Below are 25,335 nucleotides of genomic sequence, written 5' to 3' on the forward strand. Positions count from 1 at the left end.
TTCCCAATATTTGCCAAAAAAATGCAAAATTTTATTTGCAATTTGACCTAACAGCACTAGTTAAAGCTACTGCTTGTTGGATGACAGATGACAACGAAAGACAATTCTGGCATTAAAAGTAAAAGACGGATTCGTTTTTTAGCTTTAGGAATTATTATTTTGATTCTTGTAATTGCTGTAATCACCATTTTATTTGTCACGGGTGTAATTACCCGCGCTAACCAATAAAACGTAGTTGATGGCCAATAAAGATCAAAATCTAACGCTTTGATACGACCAACTACTGAGCAAAGCACAGTTAGTGAGCTATGGCGATGTGAAGGGCACTAACTGTTTTTTACCCAACAGTTGGAACCTCTGACTACAAATTCAAAGACTCTATAATAACGCTACTGCTCTAATTAAATTAAAGGACAAGGTTATTTTAAAGCAGTTTATCCCGATTGAACCACTGCCATACACAGTGGAGCAAGTTCAACTACCGACCCTTTCCTTTTACAGTGAGTACCAAAAGGAAAAGCGTCATGTGGAGGGCTTTAATCCTGAGCTTTTTTTAATAGAGCAAATAGGTACTAAAAAACTCCATGATCCGCTAGTACTACGTCCTACTAGTGAAATTGCTTTTTGTAACTTATGGAAAAAACAGAGCTTTTCTTACCAAAACCTTCCCGTTATCTATAACCAGTGAACCTGTGTTTTTCGCGCTGAAAAAAACACCCGCCCTTTCTTGCGCAACAGTGAGTTTTACTGACAAGAAACCCACGGTTTGTTTAGTGATGGAGTTAATTCTGAAAGCGCAGCAATTGCTTTTTGAAAACTGTACCAGGACATTATTGTCAACCAGCTCTGTATCCCCGCTTTTGTGGGGTTAAAGAGTCCCAATGAGCGCTTTGCCGGAGCACAAAATACCTGAACGGTGGAAAGCATTATGCCCGATGGGCAGGCATTGCAGTGTGCCACGAGCCATGATTTAGGGCAAACCTTTACCAAACCGTTTGGGCTAACCTTTCAAAACCAAGCCAACCAACAGGCCATTCCCTACAGCTTTAGTTGTGGAATTTCTACAAGAATCCTCGGTGCTTTACTGTTAACCCACAGTGATGACTTTGGACTGATACTACCATGAAAAGTAGCACCAATTCAAGTCAAACTGTACTTATTTGACAAAAAAGGTGATACAAAGACAGTAGAGTTAGCACAGAAAGTGCAAACGTTGTTGGAACAATTAGCAATCCGTTTTCAATTTATTAAGGTCGAAAACCAGCTCGGTAAACAGTTAGGACAGGGTGAAGTCAACGGCATTCCCTTTCAACTAATAGTTGACAATCCCCAAACAGTCAACATCTTTAACCGGTTAACCAGGGTCAAAACAGCTTACAGTTTCGAACAGTTGGCAAGCCGATTTGTGGAGCTCGTGCAACAGTACCATCAAGCAATGTATGACAAAGCCAAAGCAGTGGTACAGCAAAAGGTGGTGCAAGCCACTACTTTAAAGCAAATTGAACAAGCCTTTAATGACAAAAAGGCTGTTTTGTGTGCGGTTCGTTTAACCGATACATTAGAACAGCAATTAAAGGAACGGTACCAGGTCACGGTGCGCTGTTGCTTAGAGCAGCTTCAAAAGCCCCAAATTTGTCCGTTTAGCGGTGAGTCAGCACAGGACTATGTCCTGATTGCGCGTGCCTATTAATAACTTTTTACGAAAACTTTTTGCTTAAAAGCAAACCCTAAATGTAAAGGCTAAAAAGGTGGTTTTTATTTTCCACTTCTGGTCGTTTTTTGTCAATAAAATCAGTTAAACCTTTAAATTTTTTAAGGTTTTTTTGATCTATTTATGAGTTTTAAAGTTAAAAACCAGAGTAAGCACCTATACTCTTTAATGACGAAATTTAAACGTTCGCAACTGATCTTGAAGCACCAAAGCAATAACTTTGCCTCAGAGTTGTGGAACGAAGAGGACATTATCCGCTCCAAGCAGTTTATCGAACTTATAGAAGACACGCTGCTCCACCTCAAGAAGGATACGGTCGACTTTATTTACGACATCTTCATTTATGGGAAGAAGCCGTGTGATATTAGTTACTCCAATTCGACCTATTACAAAAAGTTAAACAAGGCTGCAAATAGTTTTTTTGACCATTTTGTCTGGGAGGCTCCAATTTATAAGACAAAGGAGCTTAAAAATGACAATTCTCACAGTTAGACAAATTCAAAATAATTACTATACGGAATACTACATGGGTCCGGTTAGAAACTTTGCTGACAAAAAGGAAGTTTACTTTGATGCTAAGGTAAACAATATTGAAAGCAAAGTCAACAAGGATAAAGCCTTGTTACACATAACCCTGGCGTTAAAGTACGACAGTAACTTTCCCAGTAATATGTTCCAAGCTCAGTTTAAACTGGGTAATTGAAGTAGTGAAAAGATTCCGCTGCAAAAAGCACCGGATAAAAATCCGATCTGGAAAATAAGATTCACTATTTTTATGCCACTTTGGAAGTGCCACGAACTGCCCTTATTAAACGGGAAATTAACCGCATTAGTGAGTATATTCGTGAAGAATTAACAATTGCTTTTCGCTTAAATGACAGTAGTGATCGCTACCATTGGAGTAACTATAACCTGTTCGATACAGTGGCAGCTGATATGTACCAAACGGTCATTAAAGAAACCGTTACCTTTGGTAACATGATTAGACTAAACCAACTCGAGGGCGAGAAGGAAGGTAACATCCAACAAAGTGAACTTAAATATGGTTGAACGATGTTGGACTACCGCAATATGGGGCCGCTGGAAGAGGTTAATAATTTAATTAATATTAAGTTTAACCAACCAGTAAAAGTGGTAAGTGTTGGTGTGACCGTAAGCTATACAGCGCCTGATGGTAAACGCCAAGAGCTCAAAGATCAAGCTGAATACCAGCACACCCTCAACCCCAATGAAGAGTTCAAACTGAACTTTCCCAGACGGCTAAGCTTTAACAGGGTAACTAAAAAGTTGGACTTTGACCCCAATGGTAGTGCCGTGTTCCTACCACAGGGTGGCTTTGGTAGCTATGAGATCAAACTGGAGGCTAATGTCGGCAACCAGTTCTACACAATTGTGGCTACTAACAGCTTTGAGTACGCCCATCCGTTTGACGATCCCAAGACCAATGACTTCTTTCTGGTGCAGTACGCTCCAGTCTACAGTCTGTTTAACTTTAGCGATTTAATTCAGTAATTGACCATGATCTTCTCAATTAGTAAACGCAAGTTAATTTGTGGCTTTTCCCTAGTAGCCCTTACAATCGCTGGGATTGTTGGTGGGGTTTACTTAGTCACCAAAAACAATCAACAAACCACACCACAAACAAATCACTTTAATGTAGCTGAACCAGTCAACAAGGTCCCTAATTGGCGCAAACTAGGTCCAGAAACACAACGCGAACTGCGCGATCGTCTGTATCCCTTAGATGACACAGGTTACTTTATTTACAAGTACGGTGCCATTAGTCGCTACCTCCAAAGCCAAAAGGAACTGGATGAACTAGTCGATTACCGCACCGTGTTACCCTCCACCCAAAAGCACTTTAAGTATGATTCCTTTAACCAAAGCGTGTTGGAAAGTAAGCTGCGTAAGTGGTTAATGAAAGCCATTAAACAACACCCGTACTTTCAGCACTTTGAGTTTGATCCGGTGCTTAAAGCACAGTACAATATCAACATTCCTGCTCAAAAAATTACGGTGAATGCAGTTTGGTTTTACAAAAAGGATAATGATCTCACCACGGGCAAGCCAATCCGCTATTGGGATCAGTTTGAAATTAAACTAAAGCAGTAGTAATAAATCTTTATAATTCTTATTGGGTTTACCGATGCAAGAGCGTGACATTCTTTTAAAAATTAAAGAGATCGCTAAGGCTAAAAACTTCAAAACTGAGTTAGATGAAAGTGTGTTGCAAAAACCCTTTCGCGAACTGAAAATTGACTCACTTGATATGTTTAGCGTGATTGTCAGCTTAGAAAAGGAGTTTGACATTATGTTTGAAGATGAAAAACTGATGCAGCTCAATAATCTCGCTGAGTTAATTGCTGAGGTAAAACACCTAATAAGTCAAAAAGGGGTATAGTTCAAAGGTAGAACATCTGTCTTCAAAATAGAGTGTTGTGGGTTCGAGTCCTGCTACCCCTGCCATTAAAGATTTGGCCTAGTGTTGAATGACACTGGGCTTTTTTATTGCTTTGATTCAATCAATTCAAAGAAGTTGGCGTTTTCCTGATCACGGAAGGTGGTTTTCACGCGACGAATTTGCTTTACGTCAATGTTCCAGTGCTTACATTTTAATCATGGTGCAAAATCAGTTTTGTGTGTTTCTCACTGACTTCAGTTGTTTAAAACCACGGTAACTTGCTCGTTGTTGTTAGTGTTAGTAAAGGTGATGAAAACAGGTTCAAAGCCTTGTTTGTTAACCTTTAGTTTGGGTGGTACAGACTGCTTAATGTCGAGCACACCGGTTTGATCATCCACCGTTACTTAGGGCAACTCTACCACTGTTGCTGGCTTTTTGAGATAACCAAAACTCAAATAGCCCAAACTAGCAAAGGCTGAATTTTGTCAATCAAACCCAACAGTTGTTAAGATATTGCGCATGTATTCCACATTACCGTTCACTGAAAGGTGGGAAAATTTATCGGCAAAGTAAAACGACTTCTTTAAAAAATCAGTGTTAAACAGTTTGTTTTCATTAATATCAATCCCACTCACTTTAGCTAACTGTAAGAACAAACTCTTTTGGTCTAGTAAATGAACAAAGCTGCTGTAATTACTATCTTTAGGAATACCTTCGAGAAAATCGTTAAAGGTTTTTCAGTTCTTTTCAGAGCTTCGCAGTAAGCTAGATGGAGCAATGTTGGCTAAAACAACATGGGCTTGAGGACTTTGCGTATGTAACAGATCCAGTATTTGGGTAAGATTATGTTTGTATTGCTCGACTGTGTAAACCCCTTGCGCTAACTGGTTAATGTCATTAGTACCCAAATTAAGTACATAAACATCAATGTTGTTGTACTGCTTAAAGCGATGATTTTGCATGTACAACTCTAAGGAGGTGTTACTACCATTAATGGCACTGTTGATCACTACATCACGGTAACGACCAAAGTCATTTTTCAAGCTTTGTTCCAACAGTTGTGGGGCACTACTGTATCCGTCAGTACCAACACCATGAGTCATCGAATCACCAATAAACAACCAGTTGGCTTGGGTTTTATCTTTTAAGAAATCAAAGATAGTTGGTGTGTTGTCTTTTTCTTTATTAATCCAACCGTTAATTACCTGGTATGAACCTTGCCCGTCTGTCCTTGTAATTTGAAGTAGGTAGTTGAGTGGCTCATTTTCTTTTATATCAAGTGCTTTATGGATATATTTCCAGTAAAGAGATATGTCAATTTGTTTGTTAGTAATGGTACCGTTTCAACGCAAATAGCTGGTAGGACGTTTCTTAATATCTCTAGCGTTAAAGTCACTCGCAAACGAAAGCTGGTACTGCAGCCCATTAGGATTAACCTCTGTACTTTCAATTTCCAACTCTTTGGTTTTAGTCTTTCAAGTAACAGTAAAGGGATTGGAAGTAGTTACCAAATTAGCTTTAGCATTATTGAAAAAGTCCGTTTCTAAGTTGTAGTTGGGATCATCAAAATCAATCCTGTCATTAATGACATTGGTGTCATGGTAATGGCCAAAGCTGTAGTAATTTTTTACATCAAACTGGGTTTCTTCATTAATTGGTATAGCTTCTAGTGATGGTTCTGTAACTTCCACTGGCAATGGTTCAGCGCCAGTAGCTTTTAACACTTGTGCTAACTGTTTACCAATCGCAAATTCTCCTTGCAAACTTAAGCTAACTTTGTCTTCACTCAAATAATTGCCGCTAAGTCAATCACTAGGTACAAAGTCACCTTCAAAGTGATCAACTACCTTAATTTTGGACGCAAAATTACGGTTTTGATCAGTTAATTGCTTAACGGTGGCTAAAGCGACAAAGTTAAGGACACTTAACTTCTCGTTAAAAGCTGAATCATTTGTTTTTCAGTGCAATTGCAAAATGAAAAAGTTGTCCTTTTCAGCCTTTTCACCAACTTGCTTTTTAATGAGTGCGGTTAGATTATTGACAAACTCCTCGTAATAATCAACCCGCTCTGCATCCGCTTGGGAAGTGAGGTAAACTAGCGTACGTGGTTTGTAAATTGAAAGTACCCGTTCTTGAAAGCTCTCATTAATATCTTTCATAGTCTGCCCGGCAAAACCAAAGTTTGCTATCTTACCTTCAAACCGAGCACTAGCAAACACAAACTGATCGCTAAAATTAATGTCGCTGATAGTTTGTTTATCACTGTTTCATTCGCATAAAACATCAACCCGATCAACTTGTCCAGCTGGTCAGTTCGGGTTGGATCAAAAGCGCCAGTACTGGTCAAAGTAAGCGACAAAGTTACGCGCACCGTGTAGTCGAGCAAAGTCGCTAACTAATTCCTTACCACCAGTTCAAGCAAAGCTTAAGGATGGGAGTTGGTACCTAATTTTGTTGTCATGTTCTTCACCATCCCTAGCATAAAAGTCCAATACCTTGCTTTGGAATTCACTACCCCAACTCGCTATTTCTGTTTTGCTAATGTTAGTTGGTAAATTTAAGGGTTCAATCTTTTGTTGATGGGTGGAGCTCGGTAGTTGGATGTTGATATTTTTCACAAAGAGTGGTGAAACATCACTCTGAGTGCCCATTAAAAAGAGGGTAAAGAAGGCACCAACACTTACACCACAACCAAAAAAGGCTAGAGAATTGAGTCAGTATCTGTACTTTGTGCGTTTTTTCATATTGGTTTATTCCGGTTCATTAATGAGTTATTTTTATTGAATAACAGCAACTGCAACTTTACCTGTTATTTAGCTATAACTAATTTTAAAACTTTGTAATTTTGAACCACATTTTTTTGAAAGAATTGGCAATCGGGATAAATTGCTATTTTGAAAAATTCAAAATTATTAAAATTAATCCCAAATGTTTTTTGGGTTTTCAAAAACTCTCTAATAACAAATAAACAATGGTTATTAAGAAGGGTTTTTTCGCGTTATCAAGTTGCACATTAGGTCTAGGTCTTATTTTAACTGCATGTGGTGCTAGGGGTAAATTTGACCAAGTTGACGATGGTGTTATTAAGCTAGCTACTTCAATCCAAAATAAGGACAGTATCGCTGCTTTAAACACCATTTACAAGAAGTATAAGGAACGCCATCCAGGGAGTTATCCAGTTCAAAATTTTCAGGTTCCCGGTGGTTACAGTGGTTTACGGAACGACATTAGAACGCGTTTATCAGCTAAAGATGGCAACAACTTTTACAACATAGTACTCAACTATCCTGATGTTGTCTCCTCATTGGCTACAAGTGACATGCAACTAATATTGGATAACGTTGACACCAAGCTCCTTTCGAAAAATTTCTTGAGCTTTAACGAGCGAATTGGTGGTGTACGACAAAAGGGGATTTATGCAATTCCCATTTCCCTTTCCACTGAATTAATGGTGCTCAACGGACCGGTATTGCACTATATTTTGAACAGTGCTAAGAAGAAGGAAAACGGTGCTCAAATGATTAAAAGATCAGGTAGTTTTTCCACTGTTCAAAAAGGTACCATGGCAATCGACATGAATGATCAAAAAACCAAAGATCTTTGACAAAAAATCGAAAACGCTGCTAAGGCTAATGGTAAGACAACTAGCACTCAAACAAGTCCACAACCAAAAAACGCTGTTAGCTCACTCCAGCTAAAACAGGCAGCTGAAGGTACTAGCACTGATAATTCTCAGGATGCAGAAAATAGCGATAACGAAATCAAAAAGACTTGGGGTGAATACAAGGAAGAGGGTAACCACACACTGAAGGGTTACACCTTTAAGGCTAGTGTCTTTGAAAACTGAAATGAACTATTAGACTTTTCCACGCGGGTAGCCAATTCGTTCCCAGACAAAATTAAAAATCAAGCATCTAAGAAAGCTACCGAACTGCAAGGTGTCTTTGGGGTTGACAGCGTCTCTGGTGCTTTATTTTCCGCTACCTTTGCTGCTGGTGGTGGAGACTATGATAAGTTCTTCTTTAATGTAAAGAATGGTCGGGGTAATTTTAGAAATTTACTCGAAAAGGGTAGTTCTTACAATAATCTGCAAAAGGTCTTTAACGATTACAAGCAGTTAATTAGCTCTAACGGTTTGTACATTAATAAAGGTGGTGCTTATTCCAGTAACTTCTTAAAGTTTCACCAGTTAGCTTTTAGTGTGGGTTCCAGTTCTGGTTACAATTTTGCTTTTGCTGGTGAAAGCGCTAAACGCTTGGAATTTGGCCAGAAAGCAATCGAGTACCCACGTGACACTTACGAAATTAAGGCACCTACAAATAGCCAAAATGGTAATGGTACCCTTCTAGGTAGTTTTACTAAAAGTAAAAGTAATGGCAAAGAACAAAGTGGGCAAGATGAGGATAACCAGACCAGTGAAACGATTGAGCTTTACAAAAGCAGCGTTCCTAGTGGTAAAGAGGCGGGTAAAAATGCGCTTGCTATTACCAATCAACAACTAATTTCGGCTTTAGAAAATGCTGCAAAAGATAATAAAACCTCCCAACCACAAGCACGATCACTTACAGCTTCTGATCAAGTTCAAATTACACAAAGTTCAGATAAGGTTATTGGTTACATCACCACATCTAATTTGGACATTGACAACAACAATACCTTTGATGTTGGTAAGTTAAACGGTGATAAGTCAACCAGCAAAATCATTGTTAACGCTACTTTAAAAACCTTAAACAAGATCAACACCTTGCAAAGCGAAGAGGGCATTATTCTGCCCCATCCACAAAAATATAAGAGTACTGATCCACAAGCTGTCGCTACCGTTCAGGGTCCAAGTATTATTGGTGTTCATGCTAACGCTAAGGAAAACGCTGAAACCCAAAAATTTATCAACTGGTTTATTAACCAAAAAGAAACTTGACCTGAAAATAGTAAGGGAAATAAGAATGGCCAAAATTGTCAAATGACCGCAGCACAATACTTTGCTAAGAGCTCTGGTTATGTTTTACCTTACAGTGAAACGTTTACTAAACAAAGTGAAGACGAACACAGCAAAACTAAAGACGCTTATAAGATCTTGAAAGATGTAAACGATGGTAAGTTAGTTGGTTACAGTGATCCAAGTGATTTCCGTTCTGGTAAATTCCGTGACACAATTGTCGCTGCTTTTAGTGGTGCTGTAAGCTCTAAAGCTGACTTTAATAAGTTCTTTAAAGATTTTGAACAACAATTAGGTCAAGAATACAGAAGGGGTTAATCCCACTTCTCCCCCACCCTTTCCCGGTTCTCCACCGGGTTCAACCTCGCGGGGGCACTCCTTGACCAGGTGTTGGATTACGTGCCCTGGATTGGGAATGGGTACAGGTATGGGAAGAACCACCGGGGCGTGGATGATATAACCGCGCCTAAAACCGGCGCGGGGTCGTCCAGCGGAACTAGTACGAACACAAGTGGTTCGCGTTCCTTTCTCCCGACGTTCTCGAATGTCGGCGTTGGCCTCAAAGCCAACGTCCAAGCCACGCTTGGTGGCAGTCAGACGACGACTACAGGCGGCTCCAAATGACCCACCCTCGACCAAGCCAACCTCCTGCTCTGAACCGGCGCGGGGTGAAGGAATGATAAGAACGGACAAAGTGACGAAAACCACACCACCTTTAAAAGCGCTACGGGCAGTGGGCAGCAGGGTGGTTCTTCAGGTACCTCCGCGGGCAACCCCGACTCGTTGAAGCAGGATAAGATTAGTAAGAGTGGGGATAGTTTAAGTGTTGTGGATACGGGTCAAGGCGACGACACCCATTATGCTAATTTGCCACCAAGTATCACCCCCACATCCGACTGACCGAACGCGCTGTCATTCACCAACAAGAACAACGCGCAGCGGGTGCAGCTGTTCCTCCGCGGCCTGTTGGACAGCATCCCGGTGTTGGTGAATAAGAGTGGCCAAGATGATAACAGTAAGTTTAAGGCGGAGCACCAAAAATGAAAGTACTCCGACTTAAAGTCGGACCAAACCAAACTGAACCTCCCCGCTTACGGTGAGGTGAATGGGCTGTTGAATCCGGCCTTAGTTGAAACCTATTTTGGCACGACACGAGCGGGTGGTTCGGGGAACCAAAACAGTACAACCGTCCCCGGTATCGGTTTTAAAATTCCCGAACAAAATAATGATTCAAAGGCTGTGCTGATCACCCCCGGGTTGGCTTGAACGCCCCAGGACGTTGGTAACCTCGTTGTCAGTGGCACCACGGTGAGCTTCCAGCTCGGCGGGTGGCTGGTCACCTTCACCGACTTTGTCAAACCCCGGTCGGGGTACCTCGGCTTGCAGTTAAAGGGCTTGGATGTGAGTGAAGCGACGCAACGGGAGTTAATTTGGGCCCCCCGGCCCTGAGCGGCCTTTCGTGGCAGTTGGGTCAACCGGCTGGGCCGGGTCGAGAGTGTGTGGGATTTCAAGGGGGTGTGGGCGGATCAAACTCACAGCGCGGTGTCCGAGTCGCAAGCAGCTACAAGTGGTACCACCACCGCAACAGGGGCTGCCTTACCGGAGCACCCGAATGCTTTGGCGTTTCAGGTGAGTGTGGTGGAAGCGAGTGCTTACAAGCCAAACACGAGCTCCGGCCAAACCCAATCCACTAACAGTTCCCCCTACCTGCATTTGATTAAACCTAAGAAAGTTACCCAATCCGACAAGTTAGACGACGATCTTAAAAACCTGTTGGACCCCAACGAGGTTCGCGCCAGAATGCTCCAATCATTTGGTACAGAAAATTCCACCCAAGCCCAGCCCCAGTCGCTCAAAACAACGACACCGGTGTTTGGGGCCATGAGTGGTAACCTCGGCAGTGTGCTTAGTGGTGGGGGTACCACGCAGGGCTCAAGCTCAGGTCAATCTGGCGTGGATCTCTCCCCCGTTGAACGGGTGAGTGGGTCACTAACTATTAATAGGAACTTTTCTTATTAATAAGAACTTTTTTGAAAAAAGTTTTGAATTTATTTTGGTGTCTTTACTAACTTAAAGCAATTTAGTGAACGAATACCCAAAAAGTATGAAATTAGTTAAATTAGCGAGTTTTCACCGCTTTTTAAAACAAGACCAATTGCAACTTGTTCCTTTGTTTAGTCCAAACTTTTTGCAAGTTTTATTGGCGCTTTTCAATAAACCGGTCAATTTATTTAGTGAAAACACAACAATGAAAACAAATAAAAAATACGCCTTTGCGGTGTTACTAATGCAAGCTCAAGCTAAGCTCCCAAATTCATTTAAATTCTTTCTTTCAAAGAAAGGAGGTATGGCTTAATGAAAGAGAAAATTCCGTTTTATAACGAAAAGGAATTTAACGAGATGATGAAAAAGACCAAAAAGGGCACTTTTTCGGGATGATACATCATTAATCCAGAAAACAACAGTGTGGAATTCTCTGGCAGTTTCAATAGACAATTTAAACTTAACAAACCGATTATCCCAGTGAACACGGAATACGTAACGCGTAAAGAGTTCAACGAGTACAAAGACTCAAACGACCAACGACTTATAAAGATTGAAACCACTTTGACCGCCCAAGGTGAACAAATCAACAAATTGACTCAAACTGTTGAAAAACAGGGCGAACAAATTAGAGAACTTCAAGTGGAGCAAAAAGCTCAGGGTGAGCAAATTAAAGCTCAGGGAGAAACCTTAAAGCTAATCTTGCAAACGCTGCAAAAAATGAGTGATCGTTTGGACAAAATTGATCCACCCAAATAGTTTTAGGCTGAAAATAAAAATACTAGCAATTAGTCTTAAAAACAAGCTGTTGGTATTTTTTTATAGATAAAAAGTTAACTGTTTAAAAAAGCAAATGATTAAATTTTATTCAAATACAAATAAGTAAGTAATCACGATGAATTACTTAATCAAATGCTGTAAGTAGGTGAATAAATTAATTTGTTTTTCGTTAGCACTGTAAGTAATATAGTCTTTTAAAAAAATTTTATCCAGACTTTTTCTGCTAAGTTCATCTTGTCCTTTTAATGATCAAATCAGTGAAAGATCAAGCTGAATCCATTCTGTAATTATTTGTTGACTTTTATCTTGATCTTGAAAATTTTCATCTTTAACAATGAAACTTTTTTCTGTAAATTGTTTTTTTGAATGAGATTTAATACTAAGGAAAAGATCGAAATTATGCTTACCGCCATTATTGGCAGTGAAACTTTTTTCTCCAAAATAACTCCCATACCAATTAAAGATATAGCTTAACCTAGCATTAACTGAAAAGTCACTAAAGCTTTTATATTCCATATTGAAATACTCAACTTTCCGCTCCATTTTAAAATCGCTATTTTTTGTGGGGTTAGTTGCTTGATCGAAAGCAAGTTCCGCAATACCTAATTTACCCTCTTCAAAACTTTGTTTTCATGCGTCTAACAACAATTTTGTTGTATCTTTCGGATTAACTTCGTAAGACTTCTTTGAAGAAGTTATTATGTTCTTTTTACCATCTGTAGTTTTAATTGATTTAGACAAATCAATGTCTTTACCGGTGGCTTCTTTAATAAGATTTCTAAGATCAGCTTGGATACCAGTGCAAGCGCTTAAAATTGTTCCACATAACAAAAATAAAGAACCAAAAGCAAACCTTGACAAAAATTTCTTTTTGCGCATCAACAGTAAAAATAGTTCATCAATTCTGCTTTTTTTGGAAAAGCACGCTCAAAAAAGAACTTCATTGAAATTTTCGGTTGATTTTTTTCTTAAAAAAGAACTTTTTTAACTTAGAAAATTTACTTTTGACATTTTTATTCACATAAATAAAAAAAGCCATCTGCCCAAGGTGAAAAAAACAGACGGCTTTTTGACGATTTTGAAACTAACAGCAAGTTGTAACTGTTAGTGATTTGAATGAAAAAAATATATGACCTTTAGTCTTTTTAAAACAAATAAATCAAATGTGCTGAAAGCCATTACGTTAACATAAGTAAATTAAGACATAAAAAATGAACACATTAATCAAATAAGTGTGGGAACAGAAAATCAGGCTTTCAACACAAAATTTTCGTTTTTCTGCTCCCACTAAATAAATTGAGTTGGTTTTTAAAAACCGCCAAAAAGATTAAAGTTTTAACCCCACCGATCCTTATCGGTTTGCCGTTTTACTCGTGCCTCGCAGCGTGGTGTACTATGAGCAGTTGCAGCGGGGGTTGGGCTTACCACAGCAGCGAACCGAGAATGGTCAAAATACTTCAACCACCGGGGCAATGTTTGGCTTGAAGGTGAAGGATGCCCAAAAAGACGACCAGAAGTCCTCGGAATATTTAAGTGGGGAGGCGGGAAGTCAAGCGGGTGGATCCACCCAAGGTACTTCCACCACCACCCAACGTAGGGGTTCGTCAAATGAAAACAAAGTCAAGGTGTTGCAGGTGGCGATGAAAAAGAAATCGGACTCGGAGGACAATGGTCAGATCGAACTTGAAACCAACAACCTCGCCAACGCCCCGATTAAACGGGGCTCCAATAACAACCAGCAAGTCCAACTCAAGGCGGACGATTTTGGTACCACCTCCAGTTCGGAATCTGGTCAATCAGGTACTCAAGGATCCACCCCAAGTAATCCGGGACCCTGAACCCCGTGGTTAACGACTGAGCAAATTCACAACGACCCCGCCAAATTCGCCGCCTCGATCCTGATCCTGTACGATGCGCCTTATGCGCGCAACCGTACCGCCATTGATCGCGTTGATCACTTGGATCCCAAGGTGATGACCGCGAACTATCCGCCCAGTTGAAGAACGCCCAAGTGAAACCACCACGGTTTGTGGGACTGAAAGGCGCGCGATGTTTTGCTCCAAACCACCGGGTTCTTCAACCCGCGCCGCCACCCCGAGTGGTTTGATGGCGGGCAGACGGTCGCGGATAACGAAAAGACCGGGTTTGATGTGGATAACTCCGAAAACACCAAGCAGGGCTTTCAAAAGGAAGCTGACTCCGACAAGTCGGCCCCGATCGCCCTCCCGTTTGAAGCGTACTTCGCCAACATTGGCAACCTCACCTGGTTCGAGCAAGCGCTTTTGGTGTTTGGGATTTGTTTGTCTTAATTAACTAACAAAATTAATAAATAGGTCTATAGGTTATATTAGTACACCCCCTACACGCCCTTTACGACACCGCTCAATGGGGGGCTGGATGTAGTGAAGGCGGCCAATTTACACCCCTCATACGAACTCGTGGACTGAAAGCGGGTGGAGGATACCAAGTTGGTGGCGCTGGTCCGTTCAGCGTTGGTCAGGGTGAAGTTTCAAGATAGTTCGAGCCAACAAGGCACTGAGAGTAATGGCCAAGACCAAAATGCCCTTAGTTTTGATACCACCAAGTCCCAACAAGCCTTACAGCAAGCTGGCGATCAATCAGGAACTTCATCTAATTCCACCCAAGAAGACTTCGCCAGCTACATCCTCATCTTTAAAGCCGCCCCGAAGGCCACGTGGGTGTTTGAACGGAAGATTAAGTTGGCGTTGCCCTACGTTAAGCAGGAAAGTCAGGGTTCCGACGATCAAGGTTCCAATGGTAAGGGCTCCCTCTACACCACCTTAAAAGACCTCCTCGTCGAACAACCCGTGACCCCTTACACGCCCAATGCGGGGTTAGCCCGGGTGAATGGGGTTGCTCAGGACAAGGTGCATGGGTTGGAACAAACCACTCAATGAAACCAACAAGCCTCCCAAAAAAACCTCACCAACAACCCCGCCCTCAAGGCCGTCACCGGCTTTAAGCTCGACAATGGCCGCGCGTACCGGAAGTTAAATGAAGCTTGACCGGTGTATGAACCCCTGGATTCGACGAAGGATGGCAAGGGGAAGGATAAAGATGGGTGAACCACTTCCGGGGCGAGTGAGGCCAAAGGAGATGCCCCGTTGGTGAGCTCAACCGGGAGTCAAATGGCTGCAGTCACAGACAGTCAGCAATCAGGTCATAACAGTGGATTGGTATCGCTTGCCCAGCGCTCCACTACTGTTGCTGTCCAAAAAAGTGACTCTTCTGGTTTTCAAGGCCAAGGCACAACCGACAACAAATTCCAAAAATATTTAAACACCGCCCAGGCCTTGCACCAGATGGGTGTGATAGTGCCATCTTTGGAAACGTGACCTGGTAAACCAAGTACTGGAATCGCTACCCGTGCTGGTGGTGGTGTTTCAGTCCAAGCAGCGACCCGGCAATCGTCTTCTACAAATGAAGATTTGCCGAATGTAATAACACAGCTCTATCATACCTCCACGTCCCAACTCGCTTACTTAAATGGCCAGATCGTTGTGATGGGTTCAAACGCGGTACCGAGTTTGTGGTATTGGGTCGTGGATGAGCGAACCACGTCCGGGAGTGCGACTTGATGAGCGAAGACACATTTGAACTTCGGCACTGAAGTTCAAAAAAGCTTCGTTGAAAACCAGTTGGGGTTTAAAGATGACTCCAATTCGGATTCCAAAAATTCGAATTTGAAGGCCCAAGACCTCACCCAACCCGCCTACCTCATCACTGGCCTTGACGTTGTCCAAGACCACCTCGTCTTTGCGGCCTTCAAAGCGGGCGCGGTGGGGTATGATATGACGACTGATTCGAACGCTTCCACCAAAGACCAAGCGCTCGCCTGGTCGACCACGGCCGGGTTGGACAGTGCTGGGGGGTACAACAACCTGGTGGAAAACACGGCCGGACTGAACGGCCCGATTAACGACTTGTTTACCCTGCTCGACACCTTTGCCTATGTGACCCCGGTGAGTGGGATGAAAGGGGGGAGTCAGAATAACGAAGAAGTGCAGACCAAGTATCCCGTTAAGGATGATAGTAAGGCTTCCGCCAAAATTGCGTCCTTAATTAATGCCAGTCCACTCAACAGTTATGGGGATGATGGGGTGACCGTGTTTGATGCGTTGGGCCTTAACTTTAACTTTAAGTTGGACGAGGCGCGCTTGCCATCGCGCACCGATCAACTGCTTGTGTATGGGATTGTAAACGAAAGTGAACTGAAGTCCGCGCGCGAAAATGCCCAGTCGACCTCCGATGATAATTCAAACACCAAAGTCAAGTGAACCAAACCGCCTCGCACTACCTCCCCGTGCCGTATTACTACAGTGCCAATTTCCCCGAAGCGGGTAACAGAAGAAGAGCGGAGCAGCGGGAATAATTAGCATTTAAAAAGTTCTTTTAAAACAAATTTGAAATAAAAAGGATTCAAGAAATAAATTTCTTGTTTATTGTGAAAAATTCAAAAAAGCAACAATTTTTAAAGTGATTTCGCTTTGATTACAGACCATTTTTCAAAGCAAAATTAAAAAAGCTTTTTATCGTTTTTTGCATATAGAAAATTCAGCATTTATTAAGCTCAAAAAATAAGAAAAGCAGCAATTTCATAATTGAATTAAGTTTAATTCGCTAGTAGTGTTAAAAAGAAAAAAACTGCTCCAGGGTTTCTTGAAATTTTTACCGCTTATCATTCCCGCAACCATTTTTGTTAGCTGTGCAAGACGTGAAAGTAATCACCTCATCTTCAACATTTCACTCGATCACGACGCTGATGCTTCTATTAGTAAGTTCTTTGAACTTTACTCTAATAATTTAAGTAAAAAACTAGATAAAAAGGTTACCGTTAGCTTCAACATTATTGATGACTCTTTTACCAAAATTAGCAACATTCAAACTGCTAAAGCTGACTTTGCTTTCGTTAATTCTCAAAGTATTAAAGATAACGGAATAGAAGGATTTAATCTTATTCTTCAAACTCAAACTGATGCATTTAAGGAAGACACCAATTTAGATTATTACAGTGACGGTCAGTTGAAATCTAAAGCAGAAAAAATGACCACTTTATTTTCAAAAACGCCATATAAAGATTGAGAAGATACCGCACAACAATGAACCGGTAGCCGCTATAACTTTTTGTATGAAACAAACAAACTAATCAATTTCTACAGAGGCATGATTTTAATCACAGGTAGTGAGGAAGAAATTAAAAAAATTAAAGAAGCTTGAGATCAAAAGAAATGAAGTGATTTCATGAATTATGGCATCGGTCATGGCTCAAGTGGTTCAGCTGGAAAGTTCCAACTACCTGATCTTTTATTAAGAAAGCACTTTGGCTCTAGTTACCCCGGTTTGCAAAATGCAATTAACCAAAACCCTGATAAGTTTGCTAATGTTAGAGGTCGAGAAATAGGTAGAGACAATAAAATCAAAATTGTCTTTGATGATGCTAATTCCTTTGCTTGAACTCACAACGACAAGAATGCAACTAATCACTTTTATACACCAACAGAAAATAATGGCAAAGGTGATTCAGAAAAAAGCAATAATAAAAATAATAAAGTCGAAATCTTAACCTATACTGATCCAATGCTGTATGACATTGGCATTGTAAGTGATACTTTAAGTGATCGCTATCAAAAAGCAATTGCTGAAGTTTTTGTGGAACTAGCTAAAACAAAACAAGATATTTATGGCCCTTCATATGGTTACAACGGTTACAATTTGATTACGGACCCTAACAAAGAAATCTTGGATGTAATTCATAAAACATATGGTTAATCCAGTCTTAGTTTTTGATCAAGTTTCCCTTAAATATAACGGAGCACCACTTTTAGAAAACATTAACTTTACAATTTCACCTGGTGAACACATTTGCTTGTTGGGTAAATCTGGTGTTGGTAAAACTAGTCTTTTAAACTGCATTACTAACACCAAAACAATTTCGAAGGGAACCATTTATTTCAATGGTATTGCTTCTAATAACAAGGATTACAAACAATTAAAAAAACAGTTCAGTTTTTTAGATCAAGTACCTAATTTAATCGACACTGACTTCGTTTATGACGCCATTTGAAGGGAAGCGAAAAATAACCTGAAATGGTGACAACGGTTATTTTTAGTGGAACCTCAATCGCTAAGAGAACAAATTATCCAAATCCTTGAAGAGGTTAACCTAAAGGAATATGTCACTTACATTATTAAGGACTTGTCAGGTGGTCAAAAACAACGTGTGGAAGTAGCTAAATTGTTCTTTGCCAATTCCCAAGTTTTATTAGTTGATGAGCCCACTACTGGACTTGATTTAATCAATGCGCACAAAATCATGGAACTAATTACCCAATTTGCGCGCCAAAAAGCAATGACCTTAATCTTTGTGACCCATGATGTTGAGTTTGCGCTCAAATACAGTGACCGTATTATTGCTCTAAAAAATAAGGCATTAGTTTTAGATCAAGCTACAAATAAGCTTACCAAACAAAAGTTAATGCAAATTTATCATGACTAGCTTGTTTTTCTATCAAATATCAGATAAGCAAAAGCGTTGAAATTGGTATTGAAAGTTAGCTTTAGCGATTATTGTTTTAGTTGTTATTATCTACAGCTTTATCGATAACTTTTCCGGTTTTAACGTATCTGGTTTTAGGAATTTTAGTCGTAATTTTATCCGGTTATTCACCCCTGACACAGCACGTGATTACTTTTTGGGCTCTTACCTACTGCAAACCATTTTTTATGTCGTGAGTGGTAGTATTTTGGGATTTGTCATAGCCCTGTGGTTTTCGTACCTCACTGCCTTTAAAATCCAGCCACTTTACATCGCTTTACCAACTCGCTTATTCACCATTTTTCTGCGTTCCTTTCCAGTACTTGTGTTTGCTTTTTTGTTTAACAATTTGTTTAACAAACAACTAACAGCAACCTTAACGATTACCTGGTTTAGTTGATTGTGAAGCACTAAGTACATAACTGCTTTTTTTGAAAACAGTGCTTTAAAACAATTTTTTAACCAAAGCTCTAGATATATACATAAATTCAAAGCTTTTTGGAATACCGTTGTTATTTCCCAAGCTGAGCGCTTATGGTTGTTTTTGCTCTACAGCTTGGAAGCTAACTTTCGCTGAACAACAGTTTTGAGTATTGCTGGCATTACTGGAATTGGTGAGCTCATTGCCACACCTCTAGGGGGCACAGTGCAGCTTAACTTAGTTTTAATACCGATGTTAACTTTGATCGGCTTTTTACTGTTTTTAGAAGCGAGTGTTTTTCTGTTAACTAAGTTTGTTTTACAAAAACAGAGCCAAGCCGGTGATTACTTTTTACAAGCTAAAACACTGCAAAAGAGAAAGTGAAAAAAAGTGATGATTTACATCCTAGCTTTGGTTTTAGCGGCTTTTACCTTGGCTAATTTAGTACAGTTGGACTATACGGTTAAAGCGCCAGGGTTTGTGGCTGACTTTTTTAAACAGTTCTTTCAAACAAAAACAGCTTTTTTAATTAGTGAAGACGCTAACATTAACCCACTTTTAATGTTGTTAAAACTCACAACTCAAGCGATTAGTTTAATTACCTTAGTGTTTGTGTTAGCACTCTTGTTTGGCTTTTTAGCATCAAAGCTGTTTTCCACTATAACCTCAATTAGCTTAAAACTGTTACTTTTAGTGATTAGGGTAATTCCCAGTGTCTTACTGTTCCGCTTATTTGATCCAATTATTTTTCGCCCAGAAACTACCATTATCTTTGTTTTAGCAATCCACAGTGCTGCTAGTTATGGTCAACTGATAACGATTAACTTTGATAATGCCAACGAAGGGGTAATTAACAACATGCAGAACCACGGCTTTAGTAGGTTTTACATCTTGTGAAATTACCTCATACCAACCACTAAGCCCCAACTGTTAAATACGTTAAGTGATAGCTTTGATAATGCCATCCGCGACTTAGTTGTGTTTGGGATCTTTGGTGGTTCGATTATTGGGGGGCGAATTAACAATTTCTTTGAGCGAGCACAGTACTCTGAATTGGGCACAATAACCTTACCCTTAATGGTTTACTTAATGGTGTTTGAAGTCATTTTAATGGCAGTACGGTTAAACAAACTCAAAGTGTGACAGCGCCATCTGTGGTAGTTAATTGGGTTTTTGTTGGTTTAAGAAACGCTCTAAGATTAAGGTAGCCGCTAAGGTGTCCTTGGCCTTTTTAAAGGTTCTGTTTTTTAAGCCTAATTCCTGCAAGTTAGCTTTTACCTCACTCGTAGTACCACTTTCATCAATGAGTGTTACTGGTACATTAAAGCGGGTTTTTATTAGTTCCACAAACTTGTGAATGCTCACTTGGATACTTGACTGGTAGTGGAAGTGGGGAAAGCCAATCACTATTTGCACTAATTCATAACCAGCTTGCTTTAAATCCTTAAAAAGGGTATTAACGGCTTGTTGCAAATTATTTTGTACCGCAAACACGCGGAAGGGACTTGGAAAGCGGTCAATGGTATTGGCTAGTGCTGTACCAATTCTCTTCAAACCAAAATCAATGCCTAAAATGTACTGCACTATTGAAGGGTATCGAGGATAGCTTGTAGTTTACTTACATCCACCGACTCGTTAAACGAACCCCTAAAGAAGTTATTACTACCCCCACCCTTAAGTTCAAAGTGAGCTTTTAAAAGCTGAATACATTTAGAAACATCTTGCCCTAATAACATAAAGGACGGACTGTTGTTGAATTGGTTGAGGAGTACAAACAGCTTGTTTTTGTGTTGGTTCAAGACTGCTTGGGCTACTTGTGATAACAGTTTCGGATCAACTGCTGCAAAGCTAGCGAGAACATAAGCTTTGTCTTGCTTTGCTAGCTCTAACAATTCCTGTTTGATCTTTTCCGCTAACTGCTTTTGCTTCCACTTAAAGTCTTCCGTTTTCAGTTCATTAACCGTTATTTTGAGTTCATTTAGTAAAGCTTGGCATTTACGTAAATCAGTAATTACTTGCGGCAAGTGAAAGTGATTTAGTTGCTTAGTTAAAGCAGTTTTTTGCTTGTTCAAAGCGGGGTTAGCAATGTTGTTTAGTGTATTGTGTAAACTGTTAATGGTTTCACTTAACTTGCCATTCTGCTCATTGAGGTAAGCTGCAATTGTTTCGTTACTACTAATGATTTCAATCCGTCAACGCCCTGTGCCACGAGCATAGTAATCAGTAATAAAACAGTTCTCAATTAAACCAGTGTGTTCCACATGGGTACCACCACAAAGCTCGACACTAAAATCACCAAAGCGAATTACCCGTAACAACTCGTGGTTCGAATACTCCTCTTCAAAGTAGGCAATCGCATTAAGTTTTTGACTACCCTCTAGATCAGTAAAGATCTCTTCGCGCTGAATGTCTTGTTGAATAATTTGTCGAATCCTGTGTTCCACCCGTTCCAGTTCGGCTCAGGTTAAGGCTCGCGAAAAATTAAAGTCAATGGTAGCTTTTTGCGCTGACTTAAAGGCGCCGTCTTGTTTAATCAAGGGGTCAATTTCCTTTTGCAATGCCGCGTGCAGTAAGTGTTCTAAACTGTGGTTGTTTTTCACTAGTTGGCGCCACTTACCGTCATGTACTAGGATCACTTTGTCACCTAGTTGAAAACTACCAGTTAAAAAGAAGTGGAAGTGTTGTTTATTAGGGCCTTTAAACACGCCCTGAAAGCTTACTCTTTGATCATTTTGGCTGTGGTTAATACAGTACCCCTCATCATAACGCTGACCGCCTGATGTGGCATACAGCACCGTTTGGTCAAACACCACATAACCACTTTGGTTGTGCAGTTTTTGCACCGGTTGGTACTGTTCATCAAACAGCCCAATGACCTTGGCGGTGATCTCATTAGCCTCGTATAAGAACTCACTCGCTGTTTTAAAGTTCACTAAGTGTTCATTTTGCTTTTCAAAGCTCAACGTATTACTGTTTTGTTTGGAGATCAAACGGTGCTGTTCCATCAGTTGTTCCACGGCCTTTCAGTCTACCTGGAGTTGGCGCTTATCCACCAGTTCCTTAATCATTTCAATCGGAAAGCCATAGGTTTCGTACAACTGGAAGGCTACTTGGGGTTTGAGTGCATTATGAGCAATACTCTTTTCAAACAGCATTAAGCCCAAGTTAATTGTTTTATCAAAGGCCGTAACTTCCTTTCAGATTGCTTGTTGCACCACCTGGTTTTTCCCCTGCAACTGCTGGTAGTAAGACCCATAAACGCTAATAATGGCATCGACCATCGGATCAATAAACTTTAAGTCTAAGTCCAGTTTTTTGCAGGCCAACAAAGCGCGGCGCAGTAACCGGCGCACAATGTAACTGCGCTCGTTGGGTCCTGGCAATACGCCTTCGGCAATGGTGAAGGTAATTGCCTTAAAGTGGTCACTAATAATGCGAAAGGCACTTTGCGCTTCGTTTAACTTTTGGTCAAACTTAAAGTATAAGTTGGTATCATACTTATGCTTACAGTGCTGTTCAATAATGCCAATTAACTTTAAGAAGATATCCGTGTCAAAGTTAGTCGGCGCGTCCTGTAAGATTGCTACTAGGCGTTCAATACCGGCCCCAGTATCGATGTTCTTCTGCGCTAACTCACTGTAGTTACCATTGCCATCATTGTTAAACTGACTAAAGACAATGTTCCACACTTCCACATAACGGTCGTTTTCAATGTCCTCAAAGAACAGTTTTTCACCAACCTTGTGCGGATCAAACCGCTCCCCGCGGTCATAGTAAATTTCCGTACACGGTCCACATGGTCCTAAACCTAAGTCCCAGAAGTTGCGGTCGCGGTCACACTTAATAATCCGACTTGCAGGAATACCGTGTTTAAGTCAGGTGTTAAAGGTCAATTCATCATCTTGGTACACTGTAATGTAAAAGCGCTTCGGATCCAAGTGGTAATGATTGACTAAAAGATCATTGGCAAAGCCAATGGCCTCTTCCTTAAAGTAATCACCAATCGAGAAGTTACCCAACATCTCAAACAGCGTTTGGTGTCGCGATGTAAAACCGACGTTTTCAATGTCATTAACCCGTAGACAAATCTGGGCGTTGGCTAACCGTTTACTCGGTGGTGTTTTCTTAGCACTAAAGTAGTCCTTTAAGGTCGCTACCCCGGAGTTAATCCACAGCAGTGAAGGATCATTTACGGGAATTAACGATTTGGAAGGGAGTGCTAAGTGGCCCTTGGCAGTAAAGTAATCTAATCAGGTTTGTCTAACCTTATCAGTTGTTCATTTCATTGGTTTAATTGTAAATGTTTGCCTTAAACCAAGGATGACCACGCAACAAGCTTACACTTCAAACTTCTTGTTGGCAATTTGTGCATACACCATTCGATCTTGACGGAACTGGTGGAATTTAACCTCACTGTTAAGCGTTCACAGCCCTAAAGGTAACTGCAAGCTCAACACCATGTCCGGGAACTTTTCGTAAATGTTTGTTCAGGGATGGAGATACTGACACACTTGCTTAATTTTGAGTGCATCAACTGCTTGGAACTGCTTTTTCGTTCAAAACAAAAAGGCTATTTGGTAGTTGGGGTTAATGTCATACAAGCGCTGTAAGGAAGCAAAGTTAAACGAGGAGAACACTACCTTTTCAATTACTTTTTTGCCATACTGTTGGGCCAAAGCATCAATTTTAGCTTCAATTCCCGGGTATTCCTTTTGGTCAGTTTTAATTTCCACGTTAATTAGTTGAAATTTATCTAAGTACTGATCAAAGAACTCCTTTAAGGTCATAATCGGCTGGGGTTGCGTTTTGAACTTAAAGAAAGCACTGTGATCATCTTGCTTTAAACTAGCGAGTGTTTCCAGTTCGATTGTTTTGTCGACTAGCGCTGTTCTGGTGGTAGTTTCATCATGGATAATCACTAACTCCCCGTCCTTGGTCAAGTGCACATCTAACTCCACGCCATCAAAGCGATATTGGAACGCTAATTCAAACGCTAGCTGGGTGTTTTCAGGCGCAATATCACTGTACCCACGGTGTGCTAGCAGAAGTTGTCGTTTAAGCATTGTCTAAGGTTCTCCAGCGGTAATCGGTTTTACCCAAGCGCTTTAACTCTCAAGTATTAACCAAAAAGACAATCGTACCACACAATAAACCAAACAGGGCTATTCCTAGACAAATAGCTGCAATAATTTGGTAACCCTGAATCGAGGTATTCTTCTGACCGTCTGGGGTATAAGCCTTACCCACGACACTTGTAACCGTGTAGAGCCAACCATCAGTCGAAAAACCAATAAAGGAAAGTAAACCAACACTAGAAGCATAGTTGTTTTTACCAATCTCTATTTCCGCTACCTGGTTGTACCTAACGGTTACCATACCCCAAGACAACACCCCGGTGAGAATGTAGAGGATCGCCGATACGATAATCAAGGCATAGTTTTGCTGTTGGCCCACTTGCCCAAAACCTAAGAGAATAAACATCAAGACAAAGATAATGCCAAGTCCTGTACACAACATTAAAAAGAGGATGTAGCTCCTAAACTTATCAGCTAACCTGCCCAAGTACACACTTACAGCACTGCGCAAAACATACGTCCTTACACCACCCAGTACAGTCCCTAAGATCACTGGTGCCAAAAAGGCGTTTTGCATCATTTGTAAAAGATAATAAGCAAACGTACTTTGAAAGACATACATTCCCATTAAAAAGAAGGACAAGAGTCACAACTTCCAGTTCTTTAAGGTAATGAGAATCTGTTCAAAGTTCTTTTTGGCAGTTTTTAAACTGGTATGACTGTCGTACTTTTCAATTGGTTTTTCTGGTACAAAGAACAGCACGGTAAACCCAGTAACGAGCAACATGCCACCAATAATAAAGGCATAAATGGCAAACGGTGCGGGATTATTAGCACTACTTTCACCACCGGCTGGGTAAGCTACTGCTGTAATAATCAAGGCAATTAAGAAAATAAAAATAAAACCCCAAACACCATTAGCAGCGCCCTGAATACCAAAACCCAATGCTTGGTTTTCCTGGGTTGCTTGTTGACTCGCTAACTTTCACAGTGGTGTTCAAAAGATTAAGGTCGAAGTAATACCCCAAAGCCCCCAAATAACACAGTACTGTACAAACAAGGCATTGGATTTTTGGCTTTCACGAGTAAGAATGTTAGTAGCTAGCCAAAAGGTAATTACACCCGTTGAAATTTCTGACAAGAACAATAGTTTCCGCGAACTAAACCGGTTCGCTAAAAAACCACCAGGTAACTGCGTGGCTAAGGTCACATAACCAATAATCGAGGTTAAGGTGGCCACTTCATCTTCAGTAATCCCTAAATACAGGTGCAAGTTAGGCACCACATTCTTAATATAGTACGGGGCCGCAATTACAAAAACATCAGCCGCACCGAGAATAATTAGTGCTATGAGCTGCTTTTTGGAAAACTGCTGCAACCGTTTCTTTAAACTAAGTTTCGTTTCCATTGTG

General features: G+C 40.7%; 18 protein-coding genes, 1 tRNA gene and 4 pseudogenes. 17 read left to right on the forward strand and 6 right to left on the reverse strand.

What is annotated here, in order from left to right; genetic code table 4:
• The first annotated feature begins 87 nt into the window (after positions 1-87).
• The 7 genes and pseudogenes from F539_RS04280 (at position 88) to F539_RS02310 (ending at position 4,177) form a co-directional block, all read left to right on the forward strand.
• Positions 88-228 carry a hypothetical protein gene (locus F539_RS04280; protein ID WP_014574968.1) on the forward strand — a complete coding sequence of 47 codons (141 nt, stop codon included), beginning with the start codon at positions 88-90 and terminating at the stop codon, positions 226-228.
• 10 nt (positions 229-238) lie between these two features.
• Positions 239-1,690 carry a proline--tRNA ligase gene (proS, locus tag F539_RS02285; RefSeq protein WP_014574969.1) on the forward strand — a complete coding sequence of 484 codons (1,452 nt, stop codon included), beginning with the start codon at positions 239-241 and terminating at the stop codon, positions 1,688-1,690.
• 144 nt (positions 1,691-1,834) lie between these two features.
• Positions 1,835-2,203, forward strand: coding sequence for an MG284/MPN403 family protein (locus tag F539_RS02290; RefSeq protein WP_010874759.1), 369 nt, complete (start codon positions 1,835-1,837; stop codon positions 2,201-2,203).
• A pseudogene (locus F539_RS04095) lies at positions 2,184-3,223 on the forward strand (DUF5443 family protein). The gene F539_RS02290 and the pseudogene F539_RS04095 overlap by 20 nt, the downstream one beginning before the upstream one ends.
• A 6-nt stretch (positions 3,224-3,229) precedes the next feature.
• On the forward strand, positions 3,230-3,823 hold the full coding sequence (locus tag F539_RS02305; RefSeq protein WP_014325515.1) for a DUF5452 family protein: 594 nt from the start codon (positions 3,230-3,232) through the stop codon (positions 3,821-3,823).
• A gap of 34 nt (positions 3,824-3,857) precedes the next feature.
• Positions 3,858-4,112: a phosphopantetheine-binding protein gene (locus tag F539_RS03975; RefSeq protein WP_010874762.1), complete on the forward strand. Its 255-nt coding sequence runs from the start codon at positions 3,858-3,860 to the stop codon at positions 4,110-4,112.
• Positions 4,103-4,177, forward strand: a tRNA-Trp gene (locus F539_RS02310). Before F539_RS03975 ends, F539_RS02310 begins: the two co-directional genes overlap by 10 nt.
• A 39-nt stretch (positions 4,178-4,216) precedes the next feature.
• Here the strand turns inward: F539_RS02310 and F539_RS02320 are convergent.
• Positions 4,217-6,856 (reverse strand): annotated as a pseudogene (locus tag F539_RS02320) (SGNH/GDSL hydrolase family protein).
• A gap of 227 nt (positions 6,857-7,083) precedes the next feature.
• Between F539_RS02320 and F539_RS02325 the strand changes: the two are divergent.
• The 4 genes and pseudogenes from F539_RS02325 (at position 7,084) to F539_RS02340 (ending at position 11,850) form a co-directional block, all read left to right on the forward strand.
• The gene (locus F539_RS02325) at positions 7,084-9,366 is read left to right on the forward strand and encodes a P68 family surface lipoprotein (protein ID WP_014325517.1); all 2,283 of its coding nucleotides are present in this window, start codon (positions 7,084-7,086) and stop codon (positions 9,364-9,366) included.
• Positions 9,367-11,040, forward strand: a pseudogene (locus F539_RS02330) (adhesin P1); the annotation flags it as partial.
• A 112-nt stretch (positions 11,041-11,152) separates the two neighbouring features.
• Positions 11,153-11,404: a hypothetical protein gene (locus F539_RS02335; RefSeq protein WP_017532788.1), complete on the forward strand. Its 252-nt coding sequence runs from the start codon at positions 11,153-11,155 to the stop codon at positions 11,402-11,404.
• Complete coding sequence (locus F539_RS02340) at positions 11,404-11,850, forward strand: DUF16 domain-containing protein (protein ID WP_010874766.1); 447 nt, start codon at positions 11,404-11,406, stop codon at positions 11,848-11,850. Before F539_RS02335 ends, F539_RS02340 begins: the two co-directional genes overlap by 1 nt.
• 141 nt (positions 11,851-11,991) lie before the next feature.
• Here the strand turns inward: F539_RS02340 and F539_RS02345 are convergent, their stop codons facing one another.
• A complete protein-coding gene (locus F539_RS02345) occupies positions 11,992-12,750 on the reverse strand; it encodes a lipoprotein (protein WP_014574972.1) in 759 nt (252 codons plus the stop codon).
• Between the two features lie 458 nt (positions 12,751-13,208).
• Between F539_RS02345 and F539_RS02350 the strand changes: the two are divergent.
• The 6 genes and pseudogenes from F539_RS02350 to F539_RS02370 all read left to right on the forward strand — a co-directional run.
• Positions 13,209-14,165: pseudogene (locus F539_RS02350) on the forward strand (adhesin P1); the annotation flags it as partial.
• Between the two features lie 121 nt (positions 14,166-14,286).
• Positions 14,287-14,676 carry an MPN413 family protein gene (locus F539_RS04465; protein ID WP_232311431.1) on the forward strand — a complete coding sequence of 130 codons (390 nt, stop codon included), beginning with the start codon at positions 14,287-14,289 and terminating at the stop codon, positions 14,674-14,676.
• 719 nt (positions 14,677-15,395) lie between these two features.
• Positions 15,396-16,268, forward strand: a complete 873-nt coding sequence (locus F539_RS04470) for an MgpC family cytadherence protein (RefSeq protein ID WP_225971136.1) — start codon at positions 15,396-15,398, stop codon at positions 16,266-16,268.
• Between the two features lie 250 nt (positions 16,269-16,518).
• Positions 16,519-17,661 (forward strand): ABC transporter thiamine pyrophosphate-binding lipoprotein p37/Cypl, encoded by a 1,143-nt coding sequence (gene cypl / locus F539_RS02360; protein WP_014325521.1) that lies wholly within the window; start codon positions 16,519-16,521, stop codon positions 17,659-17,661.
• Complete coding sequence (locus F539_RS02365) at positions 17,654-18,388, forward strand: ATP-binding cassette domain-containing protein (protein ID WP_014325522.1); 735 nt, start codon at positions 17,654-17,656, stop codon at positions 18,386-18,388. Before cypl ends, F539_RS02365 begins: the two co-directional genes overlap by 8 nt.
• Entirely contained in the window at positions 18,381-20,009 is a 1,629-nt protein-coding gene (locus F539_RS02370; protein WP_010874773.1) for a PhnE/PtxC family ABC transporter permease, read from the forward strand. The genes F539_RS02365 and F539_RS02370 overlap by 8 nt, the downstream gene beginning before the upstream one ends.
• Here F539_RS02370 and ruvX read toward each other — a convergent pair whose 3' ends face one another.
• The 4 genes from ruvX to F539_RS02390 are packed head-to-tail and all read right to left on the reverse strand — an operon-like array spanning position 20,010 to position 25,331.
• A complete protein-coding gene (gene ruvX, locus F539_RS02375) occupies positions 20,010-20,432 on the reverse strand; it encodes a Holliday junction resolvase RuvX (protein ID WP_014325523.1) in 423 nt (140 codons plus the stop codon).
• Positions 20,432-23,134, reverse strand: coding sequence for an alanine--tRNA ligase (gene alaS / locus F539_RS02380; RefSeq protein WP_014574975.1), 2,703 nt, complete (start codon positions 23,132-23,134; stop codon positions 20,432-20,434). The genes ruvX and alaS overlap by 1 nt, the downstream gene beginning before the upstream one ends.
• A 51-nt stretch (positions 23,135-23,185) precedes the next feature.
• A complete protein-coding gene (glpQ, locus tag F539_RS02385) occupies positions 23,186-23,911 on the reverse strand; it encodes a glycerophosphoryl diester phosphodiesterase (RefSeq protein WP_010874776.1) in 726 nt (241 codons plus the stop codon).
• Positions 23,904-25,331: an MFS transporter gene (locus F539_RS02390; protein ID WP_010874777.1), complete on the reverse strand. Its 1,428-nt coding sequence runs from the start codon at positions 25,329-25,331 to the stop codon at positions 23,904-23,906. The genes glpQ and F539_RS02390 overlap by 8 nt, the downstream gene beginning before the upstream one ends.
• Positions 25,332-25,335: the final 4 nt, after the last annotated feature.

Origin of the sequence: Mycoplasmoides pneumoniae FH, assembly GCF_001272835.1 — a bacterium.
Taxonomy (GTDB): Bacteria; Bacillota_I; Bacilli_A; order Mycoplasmatales; family Mycoplasmoidaceae; genus Mycoplasmoides; species Mycoplasmoides pneumoniae.